23 protein-coding genes are annotated in these 21566 nt (G+C 40.3%); 3 read left to right on the forward strand and 20 right to left on the reverse strand.

Going from position 1 to position 21566, the window contains the following annotated elements; all coding sequences use genetic code 11:
- Nucleotides 1-12: 12 nt before the first annotated feature.
- The 14 genes from purD to cysK form a co-directional block, all read right to left on the reverse strand.
- Nucleotides 13-1290 (reverse strand): phosphoribosylamine--glycine ligase, encoded by a 1278-nt coding sequence (purD, locus tag WAA20_RS15150; RefSeq protein WP_073389129.1) that lies wholly within the window; start codon nt 1288-1290, stop codon nt 13-15.
- A gap of 54 nt (nt 1291-1344) precedes the next feature.
- Entirely contained in the window at nt 1345-1989 is a 645-nt protein-coding gene (gene purN, locus WAA20_RS15155) for a phosphoribosylglycinamide formyltransferase (protein WP_207649299.1), read from the reverse strand.
- Complete coding sequence (purM, locus tag WAA20_RS15160) at nt 1983-3008, reverse strand: phosphoribosylformylglycinamidine cyclo-ligase (RefSeq protein WP_073389169.1); 1026 nt, start codon at nt 3006-3008, stop codon at nt 1983-1985. Before purM ends, purN begins: the two co-directional genes overlap by 7 nt.
- Nucleotides 3009-3101: 93 nt before the next feature.
- Nucleotides 3102-3602, reverse strand: coding sequence for a 5-(carboxyamino)imidazole ribonucleotide mutase (gene purE, locus WAA20_RS15165; RefSeq protein ID WP_073389128.1), 501 nt, complete (start codon nt 3600-3602; stop codon nt 3102-3104).
- Between the two features lie 103 nt (nt 3603-3705).
- Nucleotides 3706-4152, reverse strand: coding sequence for a DUF6142 family protein (locus tag WAA20_RS15170; protein WP_081373912.1), 447 nt, complete (start codon nt 4150-4152; stop codon nt 3706-3708).
- Nucleotides 4149-4301, reverse strand: coding sequence for a hypothetical protein (locus tag WAA20_RS15175; protein ID WP_167562745.1), 153 nt, complete (start codon nt 4299-4301; stop codon nt 4149-4151). The genes WAA20_RS15170 and WAA20_RS15175 overlap by 4 nt, the downstream gene beginning before the upstream one ends.
- A 42-nt stretch (nt 4302-4343) precedes the next feature.
- The gene (gene pyrE, locus WAA20_RS15180) at nt 4344-5030 is read right to left on the reverse strand and encodes an orotate phosphoribosyltransferase (RefSeq protein WP_073389126.1); all 687 of its coding nucleotides are present in this window, start codon (nt 5028-5030) and stop codon (nt 4344-4346) included.
- A gap of 55 nt (nt 5031-5085) precedes the next feature.
- A complete protein-coding gene (gene pyrF / locus WAA20_RS15185) occupies nt 5086-6003 on the reverse strand; it encodes an orotidine-5'-phosphate decarboxylase (protein ID WP_073389125.1) in 918 nt (305 codons plus the stop codon).
- A gap of 205 nt (nt 6004-6208) precedes the next feature.
- A complete protein-coding gene (locus WAA20_RS15190; RefSeq protein WP_073389123.1) occupies nt 6209-6763 on the reverse strand; it encodes an ANTAR domain-containing response regulator in 555 nt (184 codons plus the stop codon).
- Between the two features lie 3 nt (nt 6764-6766).
- The gene (gene glnA, locus WAA20_RS15195) at nt 6767-8098 is read right to left on the reverse strand and encodes a type I glutamate--ammonia ligase (protein WP_073389122.1); all 1332 of its coding nucleotides are present in this window, start codon (nt 8096-8098) and stop codon (nt 6767-6769) included.
- 150 nt (nt 8099-8248) lie between these two features.
- Entirely contained in the window at nt 8249-9127 is an 879-nt protein-coding gene (locus tag WAA20_RS15200; RefSeq protein ID WP_073389120.1) for a MetQ/NlpA family ABC transporter substrate-binding protein, read from the reverse strand.
- Between the two features lie 68 nt (nt 9128-9195).
- Nucleotides 9196-9873: a methionine ABC transporter permease gene (locus WAA20_RS15205; protein WP_073389166.1), complete on the reverse strand. Its 678-nt coding sequence runs from the start codon at nt 9871-9873 to the stop codon at nt 9196-9198.
- A 65-nt stretch (nt 9874-9938) separates the two neighbouring features.
- Complete coding sequence (locus tag WAA20_RS15210; RefSeq protein WP_073389119.1) at nt 9939-10973, reverse strand: ATP-binding cassette domain-containing protein; 1035 nt, start codon at nt 10971-10973, stop codon at nt 9939-9941.
- Between the two features lie 58 nt (nt 10974-11031).
- Nucleotides 11032-11970 carry a cysteine synthase A gene (gene cysK / locus WAA20_RS15215; protein ID WP_073389117.1) on the reverse strand — a complete coding sequence of 313 codons (939 nt, stop codon included), beginning with the start codon at nt 11968-11970 and terminating at the stop codon, nt 11032-11034.
- A gap of 284 nt (nt 11971-12254) precedes the next feature.
- Between cysK and WAA20_RS15220 the strand changes: the two genes are divergently transcribed.
- Nucleotides 12255-12881: a M48 family metallopeptidase gene (locus WAA20_RS15220; RefSeq protein WP_073389116.1), complete on the forward strand. Its 627-nt coding sequence runs from the start codon at nt 12255-12257 to the stop codon at nt 12879-12881.
- Between the two features lie 96 nt (nt 12882-12977).
- Here the strand turns inward: WAA20_RS15220 and WAA20_RS15225 are convergent, their stop codons facing one another.
- The 6 genes from WAA20_RS15225 to WAA20_RS15250 form a co-directional block, all read right to left on the reverse strand.
- Nucleotides 12978-14129 carry an ROK family transcriptional regulator gene (locus WAA20_RS15225; RefSeq protein WP_073389114.1) on the reverse strand — a complete coding sequence of 384 codons (1152 nt, stop codon included), beginning with the start codon at nt 14127-14129 and terminating at the stop codon, nt 12978-12980.
- 113 nt (nt 14130-14242) lie between these two features.
- Nucleotides 14243-14944 (reverse strand): MgtC/SapB family protein, encoded by a 702-nt coding sequence (locus tag WAA20_RS15230; protein ID WP_073389112.1) that lies wholly within the window; start codon nt 14942-14944, stop codon nt 14243-14245.
- 203 nt (nt 14945-15147) lie between these two features.
- On the reverse strand, nt 15148-17265 hold the full coding sequence (locus WAA20_RS15235; RefSeq protein ID WP_167562744.1) for an HD domain-containing phosphohydrolase: 2118 nt from the start codon (nt 17263-17265) through the stop codon (nt 15148-15150).
- 303 nt (nt 17266-17568) lie between these two features.
- The gene (locus WAA20_RS15240; RefSeq protein WP_338801424.1) at nt 17569-17769 is read right to left on the reverse strand and encodes a hypothetical protein; all 201 of its coding nucleotides are present in this window, start codon (nt 17767-17769) and stop codon (nt 17569-17571) included.
- A gap of 47 nt (nt 17770-17816) precedes the next feature.
- On the reverse strand, nt 17817-18989 hold the full coding sequence (locus WAA20_RS15245) for an ATP-binding protein (RefSeq protein WP_207649298.1): 1173 nt from the start codon (nt 18987-18989) through the stop codon (nt 17817-17819).
- A gap of 57 nt (nt 18990-19046) precedes the next feature.
- Entirely contained in the window at nt 19047-19847 is an 801-nt protein-coding gene (locus WAA20_RS15250; protein WP_073389108.1) for a ThiF family adenylyltransferase, read from the reverse strand.
- 284 nt (nt 19848-20131) lie between these two features.
- Between WAA20_RS15250 and WAA20_RS15255 the strand changes: the two genes are divergently transcribed.
- Together WAA20_RS15255 and WAA20_RS15260 are read left to right on the forward strand one after the other, a co-directional pair.
- Complete coding sequence (locus WAA20_RS15255) at nt 20132-20653, forward strand: ECF transporter S component (RefSeq protein WP_073389106.1); 522 nt, start codon at nt 20132-20134, stop codon at nt 20651-20653.
- 109 nt (nt 20654-20762) lie between these two features.
- A complete protein-coding gene (locus tag WAA20_RS15260; protein ID WP_073389105.1) occupies nt 20763-21380 on the forward strand; it encodes a TIGR01440 family protein in 618 nt (205 codons plus the stop codon).
- Nucleotides 21381-21566 lie beyond the last annotated feature (186 nt).

The following is a 21566-nucleotide window of genomic DNA, read 5'->3' on the forward strand; positions in this document are numbered from 1 at the left end:
GCACACAAACTATCAGATCTCATCAAGTGCTTTACCGATGTCATGACGCATATATTTGCCTTCAAAGCTTACAAGCTCTGTAAGCTTATATGCGTTCTCCCTGGCTTCTTTAAGTGTATTACCTTTAGCTGTAATGCCAAGCACTCGGCCTCCATTTGTAACTACACGTCCTTGTTCGTCAAACTTAGTTCCTGCATGGAAACAATATCCGTCTTTCATACCATCAAACGAATCAAGGCCTGAAATAACTTTACCTTTTTCATACTTAACAGGATATCCTTCAGATGCAAGTACTACGCAAACGGCTGCCTTATCTTCAAATTCAAGATCTATTTTATCAAGAGTGCCGTCAATTACAGCATTCATGACATCTATTATATCAGTTTTCATGCGTGGAAGCACGACCTGAGTTTCAGGATCACCAAATCTTGTGTTATATTCAACAACCTTTGGTCCATCAGCTGTCATCATAAGACCAAAGTAGAGCACTCCCTTGAACTCTCTACCTTCAGCTGCCATAGCATCAACAGTCTTCTGATAGATTGTCTCACATGCGATCTTGTTGATCTCTTCTGTATAGAAAGGACTTGGAGAAAATGTACCCATGCCACCTGTGTTAAGGCCTGTGTCTCCATCTCCTGCTCTCTTATGATCCTGAGAAGAACTCATGAGTTTAATATGCTTTCCATCTACGAATGCAAGAACAGATACTTCTCTTCCGGTCATGAATTCCTCGATGACCATCTCATTACCTGCACTTCCAAACTTCTTATCAAGCATGATCTCATCAACGCCGCTAAGCGCCTCTTCGAGATTCTGACAGATAAGAACACCTTTACCAAGAGCAAGTCCGTCAGCCTTTAATACTATAGGGAACTTGGCTTTTGTCTTAAGATATTCCTTAGCCTTATCGGCGTCTGTAAATGTCTCGTAAGATGCTGTTGGAATACTATACTTTTTCATAAGATTTTTTGAAAAAGCTTTACTTCCCTCAATGATAGCAGCATTCTTTCTTGTTCCAAAAACTCTTAGACCCTTTTCTTCAAGGGCATCTACGATTCCTGCACAAAGCGGGTCGTCCTGGCTGCATACAACAAGATCAACGCCATTTTCTTTGGCGAATTCTCCAATTTTATCAAAATCCATTACACCGTATGGTACGCACTCTGCAAGTTTTGCAATACCTGCATTACCTGGTGCACAATAAATCTTATCAACCTGTTTACTTCTGGAAATTGCTTCGACCATCGCATGTTCGCGACCGCCCCCACCGACTACAAGGACTTTCATTAGAATCTCCTCCGATTAAATTATATCCGCGATTTTAGCATATTACAATGCTAATTACAGATCGTTTGAATCATATCCGTCAATTATAACTTTTCTATCTTCAACTTTTACTTTGCCCTGAGCTATTAAATTAATTGCTCTTGGCATGATCTTCCACTCAGCCTGCTCCATTACACGCTTTTGAAGTATCTCGGGTGTATCCCCCTGTTCAACCATAACAGCCTTCTGCAAAATGATCGGACCTGTGTCTGTACCTTCATCAACAAAATGAACGGTTGCTCCTGTAACTCTCACGCCTCTTTCAAGAACCTTTTCATGAACATGGAGTCCATAATAGCCCTGACCACAGAAAGAAGGAATAAGAGCAGGATGTATATTGATGATACGGTTAGGAAATGCTCTTACTATTTCTTTTGGTATAACTACCATGCAACCTGCAAGAACAACAAGATCAGGATTTGCGTTTACAAGTGTATCAAGGAAGTCTTTATTAAATTCTTCTCTTGAAGGATAAGTCTTAGGAGACTTGCAAACTGCCGGGATTCCGGCTTTCTTTGCTCTTTCAAGAGCATATGCATTTGGATTATTTGAAAAGACAAGTACGATCTCGGTATCTTTGATGACACCTGATTCAATGCCATCAATTATCGCCTGAAGGTTGGTTCCTCCCCCTGATACGCATACAGCTATCTTCAGCATAATGTTACACCCTTCTCGCCATCTTCGATTCTGCCTACAACATAAGGTGTCTCGCCTGAAGCCTTAACAGCTTCCATAGTCTTGTCTACATCTGCAGGATCTACGCACAGAACCATACCAAGACCCATGTTGTATGTGTTGTACATCATCTGGTCATCGATATCGCCCTTCTTCTGCATAAGCTTGAAGATTGCAGGTACTTCGTAGCTATCCTTCTCGATAACAGCTCTCTTACCTTCAGGAAGCATACGTGGAACATTTTCATAGAAACCGCCGCCTGTGATGTGGCTGCAGCCCTTAACCTTAACGCCTGCATTCTTAACAGACTTCATCATGTGAACATAGATACGTGTAGGCTCGATAAGTGCTTCACCAAGAGTCTTTCCAAGTTCATCATAGTAAGTATCAAGGCTTTCTTTAGTCATATCAAAAACCTTACGAACAAGTGAGAATCCATTAGAGTGAACACCGCTTGATGCAACGCCGATGAGAACATCACCTGCTTTAATTGTGCTTCCGTCGATAAGATCTTTCTTCTCACATACACCTACAGAGAAACCTGCAAGATCGTACTCATCCTCAGGCATAAGACCTGGATGTTCAGCTGTCTCACCACCAACAAGTGCACAGTCAGCCATCTTACAACCTTCTGCAACACCCTTTACGATAGTAGCGATCTTCTCAGGATAGTTCTTACCACAAGCAATATAATCAAGGAAAAAGAGTGGCTCGCCGCCTGCACAGGCAACGTCGTTAACACACATGGCAACACAGTCGATACCAACAGTATCATGCTTATCCATAAGGAATGCCAATTTGATCTTAGTACCAACACCATCTGTTCCTGATAAAAGAACCGGATTTTCCATGTCCTTAATTGCTGCAAGATCAAATGCTCCGGAGAATCCTCCGATGCCTCCCATTACCTCAGGACGTGTTGTCTGCTTAACATACTTTTTCATTAATTCTACAGACTCATATCCAGCCTCAATATCTACGCCTGCGTTCTTGTAATTCAGTGCCACTTCTTGTTCCTCCTAAAATATACCTTTTAAATATTATTGTTACTCATAGAATAGTTAAGGAATCAAAAACAAATTTTGTTCCTCTGATCAATAGTTCTTGTATCCAACCTTGGAAAGCTTCTCATCTTTTGCAATAACGCTTTCTTTAAGAGAAGCTGAATAGTCTTTTAATCTCTTAAGGAGCTCAGGATCACTTGTTGCAAGGATCTTAGCTGCAAGAATCCCGGCATTAGCGCCCCCGTTGATTGCAACTGTAGCTACAGGAATACCCGTAGGCATCTGTACTATAGAATAAAGAGAATCACGTCCGCCAAGTGATGTTGTATGCATAGGGATTCCTATTACAGGAAGCGGGAAGATTGCTGCGCACATTCCCGGAAGATGAGCTGCCATACCGGCTCCGGCTATGATAACCTTATATCCCTTCTCCTCAGCGCTGTTTGCATAATCAAAAAATTCCTGAGGTTCTCTGTGTGCAGATATAATATGCATCTCATAAGATATTCCAAGTTCTTCGAGAATATCTGCCGCCTTTGCCATGACCGGCATATCAGAATCCGATCCCATTACAATACCAACCTGTGCCATTTGCATTGCTCCTTTTTTAACTATTTAATTCTTTATTTGATACATGCCGCACCTCAAGATAGGAGATCCGGACACGCATAAATATCCCATTACCAAAATGCGATCAAATAGATCCCATCACTGTCAAAAAGACTACTATTAGTATATTAAGAGTGTTGATTATGATTCCCAGAGCCGGGAATATTTTGAAAATCTTTTTTTGCTTCATAGCAAGGATACCAAGTACAAGTCCTGCAATACTATATCCAAATGCAAGGAATACTGCTACACCATACTTGATATCTGCCTGTCCACCGGCATCAAAAGCCGCCTTCACGCATGATACAAGCGCGAAAGCAGCAATTACGCTCAGTATGAAAGACAGGATACCCTTCCTTGGGTGCACATTATCAGTAAAGATATAACGTCTTTTGAACATAAGTGCACGCAAACGGAAGTGTTTTTTCTTTTTCTTTTTGTGTTTATGTGCGTGGTAAGTCTCTCCGGTATCCTTCGCCCATGGATTCTTATTCCATGGTTTCTGACCCCACGGTTCTACTCTGTTACTCAAAATAAAATCTTCTTACGTCCGCCAAGGAGTTTTGCGCCACTTACGATGAGAAGCACTCCTGCAGCTACTCCTGCTATTATTGATACAATACCGAATACGATATTTAAAGCTCCGGTACTACCCATAAGCTTATATGTCTTTTCTTCCATATATAAAGCCTCCTTTACTTACGACTTCAATATAGTTAATTATCATGCTTTGACAGCACCATATTCCTTATAGTACTCATCAATTTTCTTTTTAATATCTTTGGTAAGGATCACTTCGCCATCAATAGGTCTGTTGTAAAGATACTCAACAACATCAGACATTGTTACGATAGCATGTGTACCAAAACCATACTTTTCATGAATTTCGTCAAGTGCTGACATGTCAGATTCAAGACCTTTTTCTTCACGATTAAGTGATACCATAAGACCAACTACATCAACATCGTCAGCCTGAGCCTGGATAATAGGATATGTCTCTTCGATAGACTTACCTGATGTAGTTACATCTTCGATAATAAGAACGCGGTCTCCGTTCTTGATCTTACTTCCAAGAAGGATTCCCTTATCACCATGATCCTTTATTTCTTTACGATTTGAACAATACTTGATATCTCTGCCATAGAGCTGACTGATTGCTGCACAGGTTGATACAGCAAGCGGAATTCCTTTGTAAGCAGGTCCGAATAAAATGTCAAATTCAAGGCCGAAAGTTTCATGAATAGCTCTTGCATAGAACTCACCAAGCTTTCTGAGCTGGGTTCCTGTTACATATGCTCCGGCATTCATAAAGAACGGAGACTTTCTTCCACTCTTAAGTGTGAAGTCGCCAAATTTCAGGACATTACTGTCCACCATGAAATTAATAAACTCTTCCTTGTACTTTTCCATGTAATCTATCCCCTGTGTTATATTATTTCCGCAAATTGTGCGGTTGATCACAAAATCATTTGATAGCAGAATTTATATCTTCTTTCATATCAAACACGGCTGCTCTTGCTGCTTCTCCAACATTGTCACCGAATTTCTGATACTTCTCGTTCTGCCATGCAGCAATGATTCCTCTTGATGAGTTAACGATAGCGCCAAGACCATCTTTATTAAAGAAGCCTTTAAGGTCGCTTCCCTTACCACCCTGCGCTCCGTATCCCGGAACAAGGATAAAGGCATGAGGCATGATACTGCGGAGTTTAGCGCCCATTTCAGGATATGTTGCACCAACAACTGCGCCTACATTAGAGTAATCACCTTCCATAGAGCTTTGACCCCACTCTTCAACCTTGGCACCTACGTGCTCATATAAAGGCTTACCATCTATTAATCTGTCCTGGAATTCGCCACTTGAAGGATTAGATGTTTTGACAAGGACAAAGATTCCCTTGTCTTCAGAATTACATACATCTATAAATGGCTTAACACCGTCACTTCCCAAATAAGGGTTGACTGTTGCGAAATCTTCGTTGAAACCTGAAAATCTGTTTGAACCAATTGTTACACTACCTAAATGTCCGATAGCATAAGACTCTGAAGTAGAGCCAATATCGCCTCTTTTTATATCACCGATAACAAGGAGACCTTTTTCATGGCAATAATCGACTGTTTTTTTGAAGGCAATAAGACCGTCTATGCCAAGCTGTTCATACATGGCGATCTGTGGCTTAACAGCCGGGATCACATCATAAACGGAATCTACTATTTCCTTATTGAACTGCCAAAGTGCATCAGCAGCACCTTCGGGCGTCTGTCCAAACTCTTTAAAAGAACTTTCCTTAATTCGATCCGGAATCATTGATAGCTTCGGATCCAGACCCACCACAATGGGTGCATCAGTCTTTTGGATAGCTGATATCAGCTTCTGAATCATGAATACTGTCCCCTTTTTCTCATTATTAAACAAGGTACATGACCTTAAACAGTTTATATAATATCATAGAATTTCTAAATGTCACACTATTTGTTTATAAAACAACAATATTTTTTTGCAACATGTTTTTTAGCATATATTAATCTATGATGACTCACCAAAATGCAATAGAAAAACCGTATTGCAGCTTGCTAACAACACGGTTTTATACGCTATTAAGAGAAATGATCATCTCTGCCGCTTCAACAATGCCAGTACCCGAATCCATGGAACACTTCTGAAGATAATGATGTGCTTCCGGTTCTGTCATTTTATGTCTTTCCATAAGAAGTTCTTTTGCTTTTCTTATAGTTTCTTTCTCTTTTTCGGTGCGTTCTCTTTTATTATTTTCTCTGGATTTTCTTCTCTTCCTGCTGACGCCTTCCAGCATCATATTAAGGGTCGACACAAGAACATCCGTCTGAAGAGGTGTCTGAAGTGATATCACATTCTCCGGAAGGTCTACTTCCTCAAGCTTTGAAGGGGATGCAATAAGAAGCATCTGAAAATAGGATGGCAGGTCAGCAGCAAGCTCTTCGCAGATCATGTCTCCAAGTCTGTATCCACAGACTATAACACCATTGCCAAGATTTTCCATTGCTGTCAGGGCCTGCGCTCCTGAATTACAGACAGCTGCAACATTAAAGCCTCTTCGGACCAATATATTTTTAAAATTCCCCGAATCTGTATCCTTTGCAAATGCAACAACTACGTTAGCCATATATCAGTATTTCCCAAGATATTCGTTCATTTCCCACTGGGTTACACAGCTTCTGAATCTCTTCCACTCGCCTTCCTTGGCTTCAAGGAACTTAAAACAGACATCTTCTCCAAGTACATCTTTGATCAAATCATCATTCTTAAATGCATTAATTGCCTGACCAAGTGTCTGCGGAAGTGTCTTAAACTGATCTTTAGCATCATAATCATCGGCATGCTGCATAGAGAGCTGCTTCGGAGGCAGCATATTCTTTTCTATTCCATCAAGACCTGCAGCTATGCAAAGAGCGATTGCAAGATATGGATTACATGTTGCATCAGGGTTTCTTAACTCTATCTGAGTCTTATTACCTCTTTTATAAGGAATGCGGATAAGTGATGTACGGTTAGCACTTGATGCAGTCCAGGTCATATTTACAGGCGCATCATATCCGGGAACAAGGCGCTTATAAGAGTTGATGAGAGGATTGGTCACAAGACTGATTCCTTCCATGTGCTCAAGAAGACCTGCTATAAAAGCGTATGCCTTCTTGGAAAGGCCAAGTTCATCACTGCTATCTGTAAAAATATTAGTACCGTCATTATCAAAAGCAGAAAAGCTGATATGCATTCCTGAACCATTAACACCTTCAAGGGGCTTGGGCATGAATGTTGCATAGTAGCCGTGCTTTCTTGCTATAGTCTTAACGGCCATCTTGAAAGTCTGTATCATATCAGCGATACGGCTTGCTTCATCACATTCAAAATCGATCTCATGCTGGGCAGGTGCGATCTCATGATGAGATGAAAGAATATTAAAGTTCATGTCTTCAAGGTTGAGAATGATATCACGTCTGACATTCTCTCCCATGTCTGCTGGAGCAACATCAAAATAGCCTGCTGTTTCTTTTGTTTCAGGAACAGGATTTCCTGAATCGTCACATCCAAAAAGGAAGAATTCTATTTCAGGATTAACCTTAAAAGAAATACCCATTTCTTCGGCTTTTTTCAGAACTTTTCTGAGGATATTACGTGGATCACCTTCGAAAGGCTTTCTGTCAAGCGTATATACATCGCAGAACATTCTGGCAACCTTACCTGACTGAGGTCTCCATGGATATATTTCAAATGAATCAAGATCCGGATACAGATACATCTCACTTTCATGTTTACGTACAAATCCCTCTACTGCAGATCCGTCAAAAGTAAGTTCTCTGTCGAGAGCCACTTCAAGCTGGGAAGGTGTAATAGCAATGTTTTTGGGATTTCCAAATATATCGCAGAACTGAAGTCTTATAAAAGCCACGTCCTCATCTTCTACAATACGAAATATATCTTCTCTGGTATACTTAGTCATTTCTTTTATCCTTTCTGACCATTCAAAGGTATTAGATACAAATAAAAAAAGGCAAGGAGACCGAATAAATATCGGCGCCCTTGCCTTTATATTATGATACTATACCCACTAACTTCAATATTTTCAAGTAGGTTTTTTCAAAAATCAGATTTATTTACCTGCATAAGGTACTACAGATCCCTTATACTGCTCTTCGATCCATGCTGTAACTTCATCAGATTTAAGAACTTCAACTAAAGCTACGATTCCGGGATTTGACTCATTGCCTTCTTTTACAGCGATTACGTTAACATACTTCTCTGCAGCTTCTGAATCCTGAGCTTCGTATGCAAGTGCATCAGTTGCAACAGTGAATCCTGCTTCCATAGCGTAGTTACCATTCATTACTGCATAGCTTACGCTGTCAAGCTGGTGAGGAACCTGAGCTGCCTCAACTTCAACGATAGTAAGGTTGTAAGGGTTCTCTACAATGTTATTAACTGTAGCTGTAAGACCAGCGCCATCCTCGAGCTTAATAAGGTCATTAGCTTCAAGAAGAAGGAGTGCTCTTGCTTCGTTAGTTGTATCATTAGGGATTGCGATAGTATCACCATCAGCGATCTCATCAAGGCTCTTCTTGGTTCCGCCATAGATTCCGAATGGCTCATAGTGGATTCCGCCTGCGCTTACAAGCTTTGTTCCGTTCTGCTCATTGAAATCATTAAGGTATGTAATGTGCTGGAAGTAGTTAGCATCAAACTCGCCGCCATCTACTACATTGTTAGGCTGAACATAATCTTCGAATACAGTAACTTCAACTTTGTATCCCTTAGCTGCAAGAGCGTTTGTAACTACTTCGCTCTCAAGGATCTCAGCGTGTGGAACAGATGTAGCTGCAACTGTGATAACTTCAAGGTCGCCAGCACTTTCCTGTGCACCTGTGTTCTGAGTGTTATCAGAAGTATTATTGCCGGCATCTTTGCCGCAGCCTGTTATAGCGCTAATAGCAAGTACAGATGTGAGTAATGTTGCAAACAGTTTCTTTTTCATAATAATTCCTCCATAATATTTATTTATCCTCAGATACTTAAAGTGTATCAAACTTTTTAAAGGTATAGTTATTTAGTAATTCTCTTATCAAGGCGCTTACTTAGCCACATTCCAAATGCCTGCATTATCTGAACCATAATAACCAGAAGCGCAACAGTAACTACCATAACTCCTGTCTGATATCTGTAATAGCCGTACTGAATCGCTACATCACCAAGACCGCCGCCACCTACAGATCCTGCCATAGCAGAATAACCAAGGATAGTAGCAAGAGCGATGGTAGCTCCTACAAGAAGAGAAGATCTGGCTTCTGATACCATGACTCTCCATACTATCGTCCAGTTTGAAGCGCCCATACTCTGCGCAGCTTCTATTACTCCGTGATCAACCTCCATAAGAGAAGATTCAACCATTCTGGCAATAAAGGGAGCCGCTGCAAATACAAGCGGTACTATAGTAGCTTCTGCTCCCCAGGTCTTGCCGACAATCTGCTTGGTGATCGGCATGATAAGGATCAGCAGGATAAGAAACGGTATACTTCTTACTATATTAACTATTACATCAAGAAATCTATAGATATGTCTGTTGGGTCTAAGTCCATTCTCAGACGTAATAACAAGGCATATACCAATCGGTATACCAATTACATAGGCAAGTGCCGTTGATACAAAGACCATGTAAAGAGTGATTCCGGTATTTTGTGAAAGAAGAGCGCCGTATTTGTCAAAAAAATCAGCGACGTTCATTGGTATTTCCGGAATTGCCCTGATAATACCAGTAAAAAATTCTAATATATCTGCAATAACATTCATCAGTCATTCACCTCCTCAAATTCTTTCATAGAAGAAAGTTCCTGAACTTCCAGCCTTCTGTCCTTAAGATACTGGATCATCTGACCTCTTAAGGCTTCATCATCAGGAAGCTGAAGTACCATCTGTCCCTGTGCAATTCCGCCAATATCTCTTGTATTAGCGAACATGATATTCACAGGTGACTGAAATTTAAGAACCATGTTAGCAACAACTGGTTCATATGAGGAGTTTTCTGTAAATACTATTCTGACAAGGTGATCGCCTTTCATCTCAGGTACTTCACCTGAGCCTGATGAAAGGACAAGTCGCATAGCCGCATCGGACTGAGGATTATTAAATACATCCAGTACATTTCCAACTTCAGCTACTACGCCCCTGTCAATAATAGCTACCTTATTACAGATTTCCTGAACTACTGACATTGCGTGAGTGATAATGACTATCGTAATGCCATGAGTTTCATTGATCTTCTTTAAAAGAGTCAGAACCTCGCTTGTAGTCTTAGGGTCAAGAGCACTTGTTGCTTCATCACAAAGAAGTATCCTTGGATTATTTGCAAGAGCTCTTGCAATAGCAACTCGCTGCTGCTGACCGCCTGAAAGCTGAGCTGGATAAGCAAAAGCTTTATCCTCAAGACCAACTTCTTTAAGAAGTTCCTTAGCCCTTTCTCTTGCCTTATGATGTGGCACCTTATTGATCCTCATAGGAAAGCACACATTATCAATTACTGTACTTTGCATAAGAAGATTAAAGTGCTGGAATATCATAGCAACATCCTGCCTCTGAGCACGAAGCTGCCTGTCTGTCATCTTCCCAAGGCTCTTTCCATCTATAAAGACATCGCCTTTTGTAGGCCTTTCAAGGAAATTAAGGCATCTTACAAGTGTTGACTTTCCCGCTCCACTCATGCCAATGATGCCGAATATATCGCCTTTTTCAATGTCGAGGCTTATATTCTTTAGAGCTTCTACGGTATTGTCTTTGGTCTTAAAGATCTTGCTGACTTTTTCGACCCTAATTAAAGGTTGTGACATGATTCATTCCATCCCTATATGTATATTTTCAAGAGACGAAATGAATCTGTCTCTTGAATTATTTTGCTGCAAAAAGAGGTGTAGAAAGATATCTGTCTCCTGAATCAGGAAGCAGAACTACTATATTCTTACCCTTTGCTTCAGGTCTTAAAGCAACCTGCTTAGCAGCCCAGAGTGCTGCACCTGAAGAAATACCAACCATGATTCCTTCATCTTTTGCAAATGCTCTGCCTGTTTCAAATGCGTTCTCGTTAGGAACTCTGATTATTTCATCAAAAATCTCTGTATTAAGAACAGAAGGAACAAAGCCGGCACCAATACCCTGGATCTTATGTGGTCCTGGCTTCTCTCCGGAAAGAACTGCGGAAGTATCCGGTTCTACTGCAATGATCTTAACATCTGGATTCTTGCTCTTTAAGAATTCACCTACACCTGTAAGTGTACCACCTGTACCTACACCAGCTACAAAATAGTCAACCTGTCCGTCTGTATCTTCCCAGATCTCAGGTCCTGTTGTAGTTCTGTGAGCTGTTGCATTAGCTGGGTTATCAAACTGTGCAAGGATTATAGAATTAGGAATCTCCTTGTGAAGTTCCTCTGCCTTGGCGATCGCACCCTTCATACCCTGAACACCGTCAGTAAGTACGAGTTCAGCACCATATGCCTGAAGGATCGTACGTCTTTCAACACTCATTGTATCAGGAAGTGTAAGGATAGCCTTGTAGCCTCTTGCAGCTGCTACAGAAGCAATACCAATACCTGTATTACCTGAAGTAGGCTCAATGATTGTTGCGCCTGGTTTAATCTTACCGCTCTTTTCAGCATCTACTATCATAGCATATGCTACACGATCTTTCACGCTTCCGGCAGGATTGAGGTATTCAAGCTTTGCAATGATCTTTGCATCCTTGACGTTCTCTGCATTCTGGAAGTTTACAAGTTCAAGAAGTGGTGTGTGTCCGATAAGTTCTGTTGCTGATTTTTTGATGTTAGCCATAATACTTTACTCCCTTCGACTCTTTTATAATCTGATTATGTTCTTTCATACTATTCATACTTGTTCAGTAGGATTATGAAATAATAATACTATCGACCCTATTCCATGTCAATAGTTTTTTTCTATAACTTATTTTTATTTTCAAATCGGCTATAGAAGCACATCCCGGCAATCTACTAAAACATTCCAAAAAGTCAAGCCTTAACCTGAAATTTCTATATGCTATACTACTTGCAGGGAGATTTTTTATATTCGATGGAGGAGCCTTAAAGGGTTATTGGGATATGAAAAAATTAACAGAGGGAACTGTAACCAAGTACATTAATTATTCAGACAGATCAGGTCAGCACAGCCTTCCTGTCAGTGTTATCCGTTCAAAAAGAAAAACCGGCTTTGTAATAGTCAATACCGATGGTAGCGCAGAACTTAGAATCCCGCTTCGCACAAGTGACTCTGCAGTCAATGATATGCTGGAAGGTCGTGCTCAGTGGATCGTAGACAAGCACAAAGAGATGGTCATCAAAGAGAAGAAGCTCAAGGACTTAAAGCCCAATCTCACTGAGACGCAGCGAGCCTTAATGGAGAAGAGGTACAAGAAAGCCGCTTCTGACTTTTTTCCACTTCGAGTTCAGCACTTTGAGAAGATCATGGGTGTTCATCACAAGAAGATAGCCATCAGAGACCAAAAGACAAGGTGGGGCTCCTGCTCTTCAAGCGGAACTTTATCCTTCAACTGGAGACTTATCATGGCACCGCCGGAAGTTCTTGATTATGTTGTAGTTCATGAACTTGCACATTTTACCCATATGGATCATTCCAAGGCTTTCTGGGCTACGGTAGAAAGTGTGCTTCCTGATTACGAGAAGCATCGCAAATGGCTCAATGAACACGGCCAGGAATTACGAGTATAATAATACCCCTGCAGCATATCACAGCTGCAGGGGTTATTTTTATCTGCATATCACTATTCAAAATGTTTTTCGGGTATTTTCACAATCACTTTCATATCAGAATTTAATTCCAAATACAGCCCTTTGCAAAAACTCAGCTACAGGTCCGATATATTCTTCTGACTTAGTAATCATTGAATATATAATCCGACTCTCATCAATCGAAGGGTCGATCTTTTTAATACACAAAGCAAACTTATCTCTAATGCCCTTTACTCCAAACAAAGGTCCGCTTAGAATGATATTTTCCGGAGCGCAAATAGCACAGGCATTAGCTATTGCCAAAGCAAAAAACGAAATAGCTTTTTCAATTTCTTTATTCTGCTCCTTAACAGCCTTTTCAAATGCTTCTTCAATTTCTTCTATTTCAAATGGGACAATACTTTTCATTTTCTGATAAGATGCTACAGTTTCAAGGCATCCTCTTTTGCCACAACTGCAGATATCTCCATCAGGATCAACTATCATATGACCGATTCCCGCAACCTTTCGGTCTTTATTTTCATATACTTCGCCATTAATAACAATAGCGCCGCCAATATCCTGCCCCCACTTAACTGCCAAAAGATTTTTCTTGTTTCTTCCCTCTCCAAGAAGTAATACAGCTCTCGCAAAAGCACTGACATCATTTTGAATGATAACAGGTAATCCCAACTCATTACTAAGTATAGAGCACACCTCAACAGGTCTGTTCCACATTCCGATCGAATCTACAGATATGCCTTTATCTATATCAACGATTCCAGGGATACCGACACTAACGCCTTTGATCTTATCCTTTATAGAAGCATGACCCTTATCTGCAAGATCCTTACAGGCACCGGCAATGATCTTAAGAAAAGCTTCCGGCTCCATCTCGTAATCTGTAGTAACCTTATCCATAGCTACTGCATTACCATTAATATCTGTTAACACAATGAAAGTTTTAAAACGCTCTATATTAATTGAATAAAGAAATATGTTTTCATAATTCATAGAAAGCAGTACTTTCCTTCTTCCGGCGCCCTTCTTTCTTCCGGTAGTACCTACTTCAACTATGATCCCGTCCCTGATAAGAGGGCTTATGATCTGAGTAACTGCAGCCGGTGTAAGACCACATTCTGCAGCTATATCTACCCTTGATGCAGTCTTATGTTCACAAATGTATTGAATGATCATGGCCCTGTTATAAGCTTTAACCTGCTCCATATTAATGCCTGACTGTATCATATATACTCTCCCTCTTGTTTTTATAATATAAGTATACAAAAAGACACTTCAATATTTCAAACTATCTATTTATTTAATTATAATACACATGAAAAAAACAGAAAATAATTATCTTATAGTTCTTCAACAAAGCTGATATATTCATATTCTCTCAGCTTATCTATAAATCCCGGTCTGTCCTTGATATTACCAATACCAACTCTCACTATTGCTATCGGACCCTGCCCCTTTATATCACTTTTATTGACATTGAGTTCATAGATATTGATCTCTTTTTTATGCATTTCCTCAATGAATAATCTGACACTTTTAGTATTCTCAAATTCAATATATAGCTCAAAATCCCTGGCGTACATATGAATCCTGTTATCTACAAGATTTAAAACTCTTAATGTGAAAATTATGAATAAAAAGGCTATTGTTGCACCCTCAATAAAGCCAATACCTACAGCAAGACCTACGCAGGCACATACCCACAAGCCAGCAGCTGTTGTAAGCCCTCTGACCTGATTCTTACCGGTCACTAAGATAGTACCAACTCCAAGAAAACCGACACCACTTATAACCTGTGCACCAAGTCTGTTAATATCTCCATTAACTCCCTGAAAAGCCATACTTACATACTGACTTGTAGTACTTACCATACATGCACCAAGACATACCAGAACATGGGTTTTGATACCCGCAGATCTGTTCTTCATCTCTCTGTCTATACCAATAGTCGTACCTACTATAGTAGAAAATATAAACCTTATCGTAATACCAAGGATCGTAAAGCCATGTGCAACATCTAATAGCTGTGTCCAAAATGCCATATACAAACTCCTTGAAAAGAAATAATTGCAATCGAGTAGGCTGACTCCTACTCGATTTCGCACACGAACATTCCGCACTTCGTGCTCCATGTTCTTACAACCGGCAAATGAATTTGTATGCAAGCATCCATTCGCTTGCCGGTCTTGTGCAACAAAAAATGTTGAGGCCGATTATTAAGGCCCCAACATCATAATATCATATATTACCACCAAAGCACATCATTATCTGTATCAATCTTATCAAGCCATCCATCATGGACCAGTTCAATAAAAGCTTCTGCCAGTTCAGGATTAAACTGAGTTCCCTCACCTTTTCTTATCTCCATAAGGCAATCTTCCAAATCCATCCTTTTCCTGTAAGGTCTTGTTGAATACATAGCATCAAAAGCATCTGCAACAGATATTATCTGTGCTATCTTTGGAATTGCTTCGCCCTTAAGACCCTCCGGATAACCTGTTCCATCATATTTTTCATGATGGTAGCCCGCTCCAAGGGCTATCTCAGGAAGTGAATCTATCTCCTGCAAAATTTCTTTTCCCAAAGAAGCATGTTCCTTAACAATAGAATACTCATTATCATCAAGACATTCAGGCTTATGAAGAATCCGGCTCGGCACTGCTATCTTTCCTATATCATGCAAAAGCGCTATATTATAAACCTTCTGTGCAAGCGCCTCTGAATATCCGATCTTTCTTGCAAGCTTACGTGAATACTCTGCAACCCTGAACGAATGTCCGCTGGTATATTCGTCTTTTTTATCGATCATCTGGGCAAACGCCATTATCATCTGGTCGAAAATCTTCTGTATAGCAAATCGCTGTGCTTTCTCTTTGGCGATCTTGCGCTCTGACTGAAGTACCAGTATAACCAGGATTATCAGGAACACAATGATCAAAAAGGCTATACCAATCTCTGAATTATCTTTCAAAAAATCCTTGAGACCGTATTTATAAAGATTGTCAGAATAGCGCGATGCTGTATTAAGAACATAGTCTTCATCCAGCACGCTCAAGCCTCTGTTGATCAGTTTCAAAAGCCCCTTGTTACCTATCTCGATACCAAAACATAAATCATCCTTACCAATAAGCTGTGTTGCAGAAAGGCCATGGTACTTACTGTTTCTAAGAAGATTATATGCTCTGAGACCATTAAGGATAGTTCCGTCAACTTCATCTTTCTGAACCGCTTCCATACAGGCATCTACAGAATCATAAAACTTAAGCTGTGCATCAGGAAAGGCTGCTATAGTATAGTAATACTGCAATCCGGAATTCATATATACAGCTAACGTCTTTACAGAGCTGCTATCATAATCACCCTTGTATACAAGTTCATTATTGGTTGATACCAAAGGACTGGACTGGTAGATACCATTCTCTTCTGAATAGAAAAGACTTCCTTCCACAGGAAATGCCAGGTCGATCGCCCCACTGTTCATGTCAGACAACATCTCATCATAAGATTTATATCCATGATAAGTAACTTCTATATCCTCAAGGTTAAGTGCACCAAGTATCATAGGTATGACATCTTTAACCACACCGGTAACATTACCCTCAGAATCTGTGGCGCAGTATGGAAGAAAATCCTCTATATATCCCACATCAAGAGTTTTGTTAGCTGCGATCCACTCTTTTTCCGAGCCTGAAAATGCAAGACTTGAAACACTGCCTGAAAAGTACTTATTCCTAAGACTGTTGATATAGTTAGGTTCTTCTATTGCAAGGAGATTCTGTGCCTGATTAAGCGTAAAAAGAAGATCCGGTCTGTTTATATTTACACACAGGTAATAATCTGTAGTTCCAAAACTGCAAAGTACTTCTATGCCCTCTCTGCTATAGGTTCCGCTTCCTTCTACAGCTGCAATATCCAACTGACTATTTTCAAAATCTTCAAAAAGAGAAGCATAATCATCATAGGTAATGATATCCGCACTTACCTTTTGTTCAAAAAGATAATCGCTTAGTGCATTGACCATAGCGCTGTCTAATATACCGATCTTTTTGCCTTCAAAAGAAGCCGGATTGGAAGATATACTATCATCAGTATCATGCTTGATAAGACTATACAGTTCACTTCCCATTGCCAGATCAGGATAAGCTATGACACCTACTCTGTCATCAAGCATGGCAATACCGGCAAGCAGGTCTATCTGTCCATCAACAAGCTGCTTGTACAGTTCATTGTATGTACCATATACATACTCATATTCCCAACCGGTATATTCGGATAATTTGCGATAGTATTCATATGCGTACCCGGATTTGACAGCACCCTCACTGGCACCTTCCTGAAAGATCTCATTTTCATAGTAGCCCACACGTACGACTTCCTTTTCTTTCGCATGGACCGGAACTACATTAAGTGAGCATATCCCGATAAATAGACATATAAGAAATATCAGATTTTCTTTTTTTATCACTCCCTGTAACATCCTTGAATCACTACTCCCCTAAACAAATCCTGATCTGTCAACCCAAAAAGAGCTCACCGATGTAAGCTCTTACACAAAGAGATTTTATACTTCATTCTGATAAAAAACAATTCAAATTTTCATTTTATTATAGCTTTTGGAGATTATGATTACTTCGCACCTAATGCGAAATATTAGTAAAATAATGTTTTATTCTCTGATATTTTTGAGTATCTCGACTGTTTCTATGTCATCACTGGTAAGCTTCATATTGGAGATATATTCTCCTCCATCAGGATCTGTAACCTTGATCTCGATTATAGTTCCTTCCCTTATAGCTCCCTGTGTTACGCTTCCAAGAAAAGCCTGAAATTTAGGATGCTGTGTTCTGAATATATTAAGTCTCTGCATCAGTTTCATTATATTTGCCGGATTCATTCCCATGGTTTTATAACTCCTCAAATCTTTTTCTCATCATAATTATCAAGGAAAGAATGTCTCTTGCCGTCAGGTGTCTTATATCCCATTATGGCATTGATGTGAACATTCTCTACGCTTCTGAAAATATTACTTTCTATATAAGGGCTCTTTTGTCTGAGCTCTTTGATAAGTCCCTTGATCTCGCCTCTCTTAGAACCCTGCTCAGTACCACCACAGCTTGCACAGCTCTCTGTAAGCCTGCACGCACACTGGATGAAGTGAAGTTCATTATGATCACGCCATTTAATTATATCCTCTTCTCTTATAAGGTAAAGAGGTCTTATAAGCTCCATGCCTTCAAAGTTTGTAGAGTGGAGCTTTGGCATCATAGTCTGAACCTGGCCTGAGTAAAGCATTCCCATAAGGATAGTCTCGATAACATCATCATAGTGATGACCAAGTGCGATCTTGTTGCATCCAAGCTCTTTTGCTTTCTGATAAAGAGCTCCTCTTCTCATGCGGGCACAAAGATAGCATGGGCTTCCTGCCTTGGCGATATCATCTTTGGCAACTATATTGTAGATCTCCGAACGGAATACTGTGATCGGAACCTGCATGAGCTTTGCATTATTAAGGATCGTCTGATAATTGATATCGTTGTAGCCAGGGTTCATAACAAGGTACACAACTTCAAAGTTCTGCTTGCCATGCCTGTGAAGCTCCTGAAAAAGCTTGGCCATAAGCATAGAGTCCTTACCGCCTGAGATGCAGACTGCTATCTTATCGCCATCCTGTATCAGATCATAGATATTTATAGCCTTGGTAAACTGACTCCAGATATCTTTTCTGAATTTCTTGATAAGACTGTGCTCTATATCCTTGCAACGCTTTTCTGATGCTTCGCCATCCTTCATGAACATCTCGAGCTTTATACGAAGCCATGAATAATAGCCGCCTTCAACGCTGTATATCTCATACCCTTCTTCGGAAAGGATATCTGCTATATCTTCAGAATTACGTCCTGAATAGCACAAAAGATAAATAGGCTTGTCTTTAGGAAGCTCATCTTTATGTTCCATAAAGTCTTCCCAAAAGATATTGATCGCATCAGGATATGTTTCCTTGTCATAATCTTCCTTACTGCGAACGTCGATAACAAGCTTATTCCTTGTATCCAGAAGCATCTCTTCTATTTTGATGTTACTACTCATAAAAACTAAAAACCTTTCGCTTTAAAACGATATCTCTTCTTAAGCTGTAATATTATATCAGTTATTTTGAACGAGGTCACGAATAACTTCTCCAGCAATTATGAGACCTGCCACTGATGGCACAAATGCGGTCGAACCAGGGGTCCTTCTGCGGCTACCTTTTCCTTCTATACCGGTACTTACCGGCTCTTCCTTGGAATAAACAACCTTTAACTTTTTGATCCTGCGCTTTTTGAGCTCTCTTCTCATGACTCTTGCAAGCGGATCAACTGAAGTTTTATAGATATCAGCAACTTCAAAAGCTGTCGGGTCAAGCTTGTTACCAGCGCCCATTGAACTTATTATGGGAGTCCCGGCCTGATCGCATTCTACTATAAGGCCAATCTTACCTGTTACAGTATCTATCGCATCTACTACATAATCATATGAAGAAAAATCGAACTGCTCGCATGTTATATTTTTCTCTGCAGCTCCTTCGTTATCTGCACCGTCTTCATTATCTGCCTGATCCTGTTCCTTACCCATCATCTGCATGGTCCTTGCTTCAGGCGGAAGGTAGAAAGTCTTATGAACGTGAACCTTGCACTCAGGATTTATGTCTCTGATCCTGTCTGCCATAACATCAACCTTGTATCTACCTATAGAAGAATGAAGTGCGATTATCTGCCTGTTAAGATTGGTATAGCAGACCCTGTCGCTATCTATTAGATCTATCTCTCCAACTCCGCTCCTTACTAAAGCTTCGCACACAAAGCCTCCGACACCGCCTACGCCAAATACAGCAACGCGGCTTCCTTTAAGCTTTTCCATTCCATCATCACCAAGCAGTATATTAGTTCTTTCGAATTGATCTATCATAAAAGTCCCTTCTTCTATAACATTTAATATTTTTGTAAGTCCAAAATTAAATATCGAATGAGTTTCGTACCAGCATCATTATACATGACTTTTTGTAATTTCGTTTTAAAAAAGAACCCAATATGTATCTGGTCTTATTCAAAAAGTCAAAACTGGATATTATAATAATTCCAGATGATAGTATCATGTTTCATAAGAATTTGAGTATTCTTAAATCAGGAATTCCTATATAAAACGCCCAGACATTTCTATATTTTAAGCCCTAGAACAAAGGAGACAGCATTATGAAAAATACTAACCTTAGAAAGCTTGTTATCAGCGGTCTTATGGCTGCGATCGTTTTTGTTTTTACCATAGTAATAAGAATTCCCATCGCTATCACAGGTGGTTACGTTAACATAGGAGATGCCGCAGTACTTCTGTGCAGCTATCTTATCGGCGGCGTATACGGTGCTCTTGCAGCCGGCCTTGGAAGCGCACTTGCAGACCTTTCTGCTGGCTACACCATCTATGCTCCTGCCACATTCATCATAAAGTTCCTGATGGTAATAGTTGCCAACATTTTTTATACTAAGACTTTCAAAGAAAAAAGACCTGTCGCAATGGTACTTGCAGGTATTTTCGCAGAGTTTATAATGGTCTTTGGATATTTCGTATTTGAGAGCATTTTCCTTGGACTTGGACTTTCAGCCTTTGCAGGCGTATATGGTAACGTAGTTCAGGGCGGTGTATGCTTCATAATCGCAACAGCACTTGGCACAGTTCTTGTAAAGCAGGTTAAGCCAAGACTCCTCGAATCCTACTGATCCATAACAAGAAAGATAAGTTCTCAAACAGCTAATATACTAAAAGAAATAATAGTCTAATAAGAAAACAGGCTAAAAAAGATAATATACCAAAAGAAGGAAATCTATAATGACAAACAAAGAAGATGTTTACAGAAAATCAACACTAGACCTCGAAAAGCTCAAAGACCAGGCAAGAGCCTGCGTTAATGAAATAGTAGAAGCTTCCGGCATAGGTAAAGGCCAGGTATTTGTTGTCGGCTGCTCAACAAGCGAGATCTGCGGAGACATGATCGGTTCCAATTCAAGTCTCGAAGTAGCTAAAGCCGTATTTGCCGCTATATACGAAGAACTTTCCCAAAAAGGAATCTATCTTGCATCCCAGTGCTGCGAACATCTTAACCGTGCCATTATCATAGAAAAAGAAGCTGCTGACGCCATCGGTATGTCCGACCATATCGTATGCGTTGTCCCCCAGCCCAAAGCCGGCGGATCCTTCGCCACATGCGCCTACTACACCTTCAAAGAGCCCGTTGCCCTTGAAGAAATCCAGGCCGACGCCGGAATCGACATCGGCGGAACCCTCATCGGAATGAACCTCAAGAGGGTTGCTGTTCCTGTAAAGCTTACAAACAATACAATCGGAAGTGCCAACGTCCTTGCAGCAAGAACCCGCCCTAAGTACATCGGCGGAATCAGAGCCGCTTATGAGCCAGACGCTGATATGAGAGCTCACATTATCGATTAAGACCATATTTTCTAAACTAGCAACTCATTTACTATAGAAAACTGCCGCATTTCCGGAGGGTTCCTGAGGGTGGCAGTTAATAAATGATTTTGTTGTCTTTGAAAATTATAAAAAATTCAAGAGCTTGATAGATGGATATTTATATTCCGTTTAGGGTCCGCATGTCTGAGCGAAGCGAGTTTCGGA

Source organism: Butyrivibrio fibrisolvens, from assembly GCF_037113525.1.
Classification (GTDB): domain Bacteria; phylum Bacillota; class Clostridia; order Lachnospirales; family Lachnospiraceae; genus Butyrivibrio; species Butyrivibrio fibrisolvens.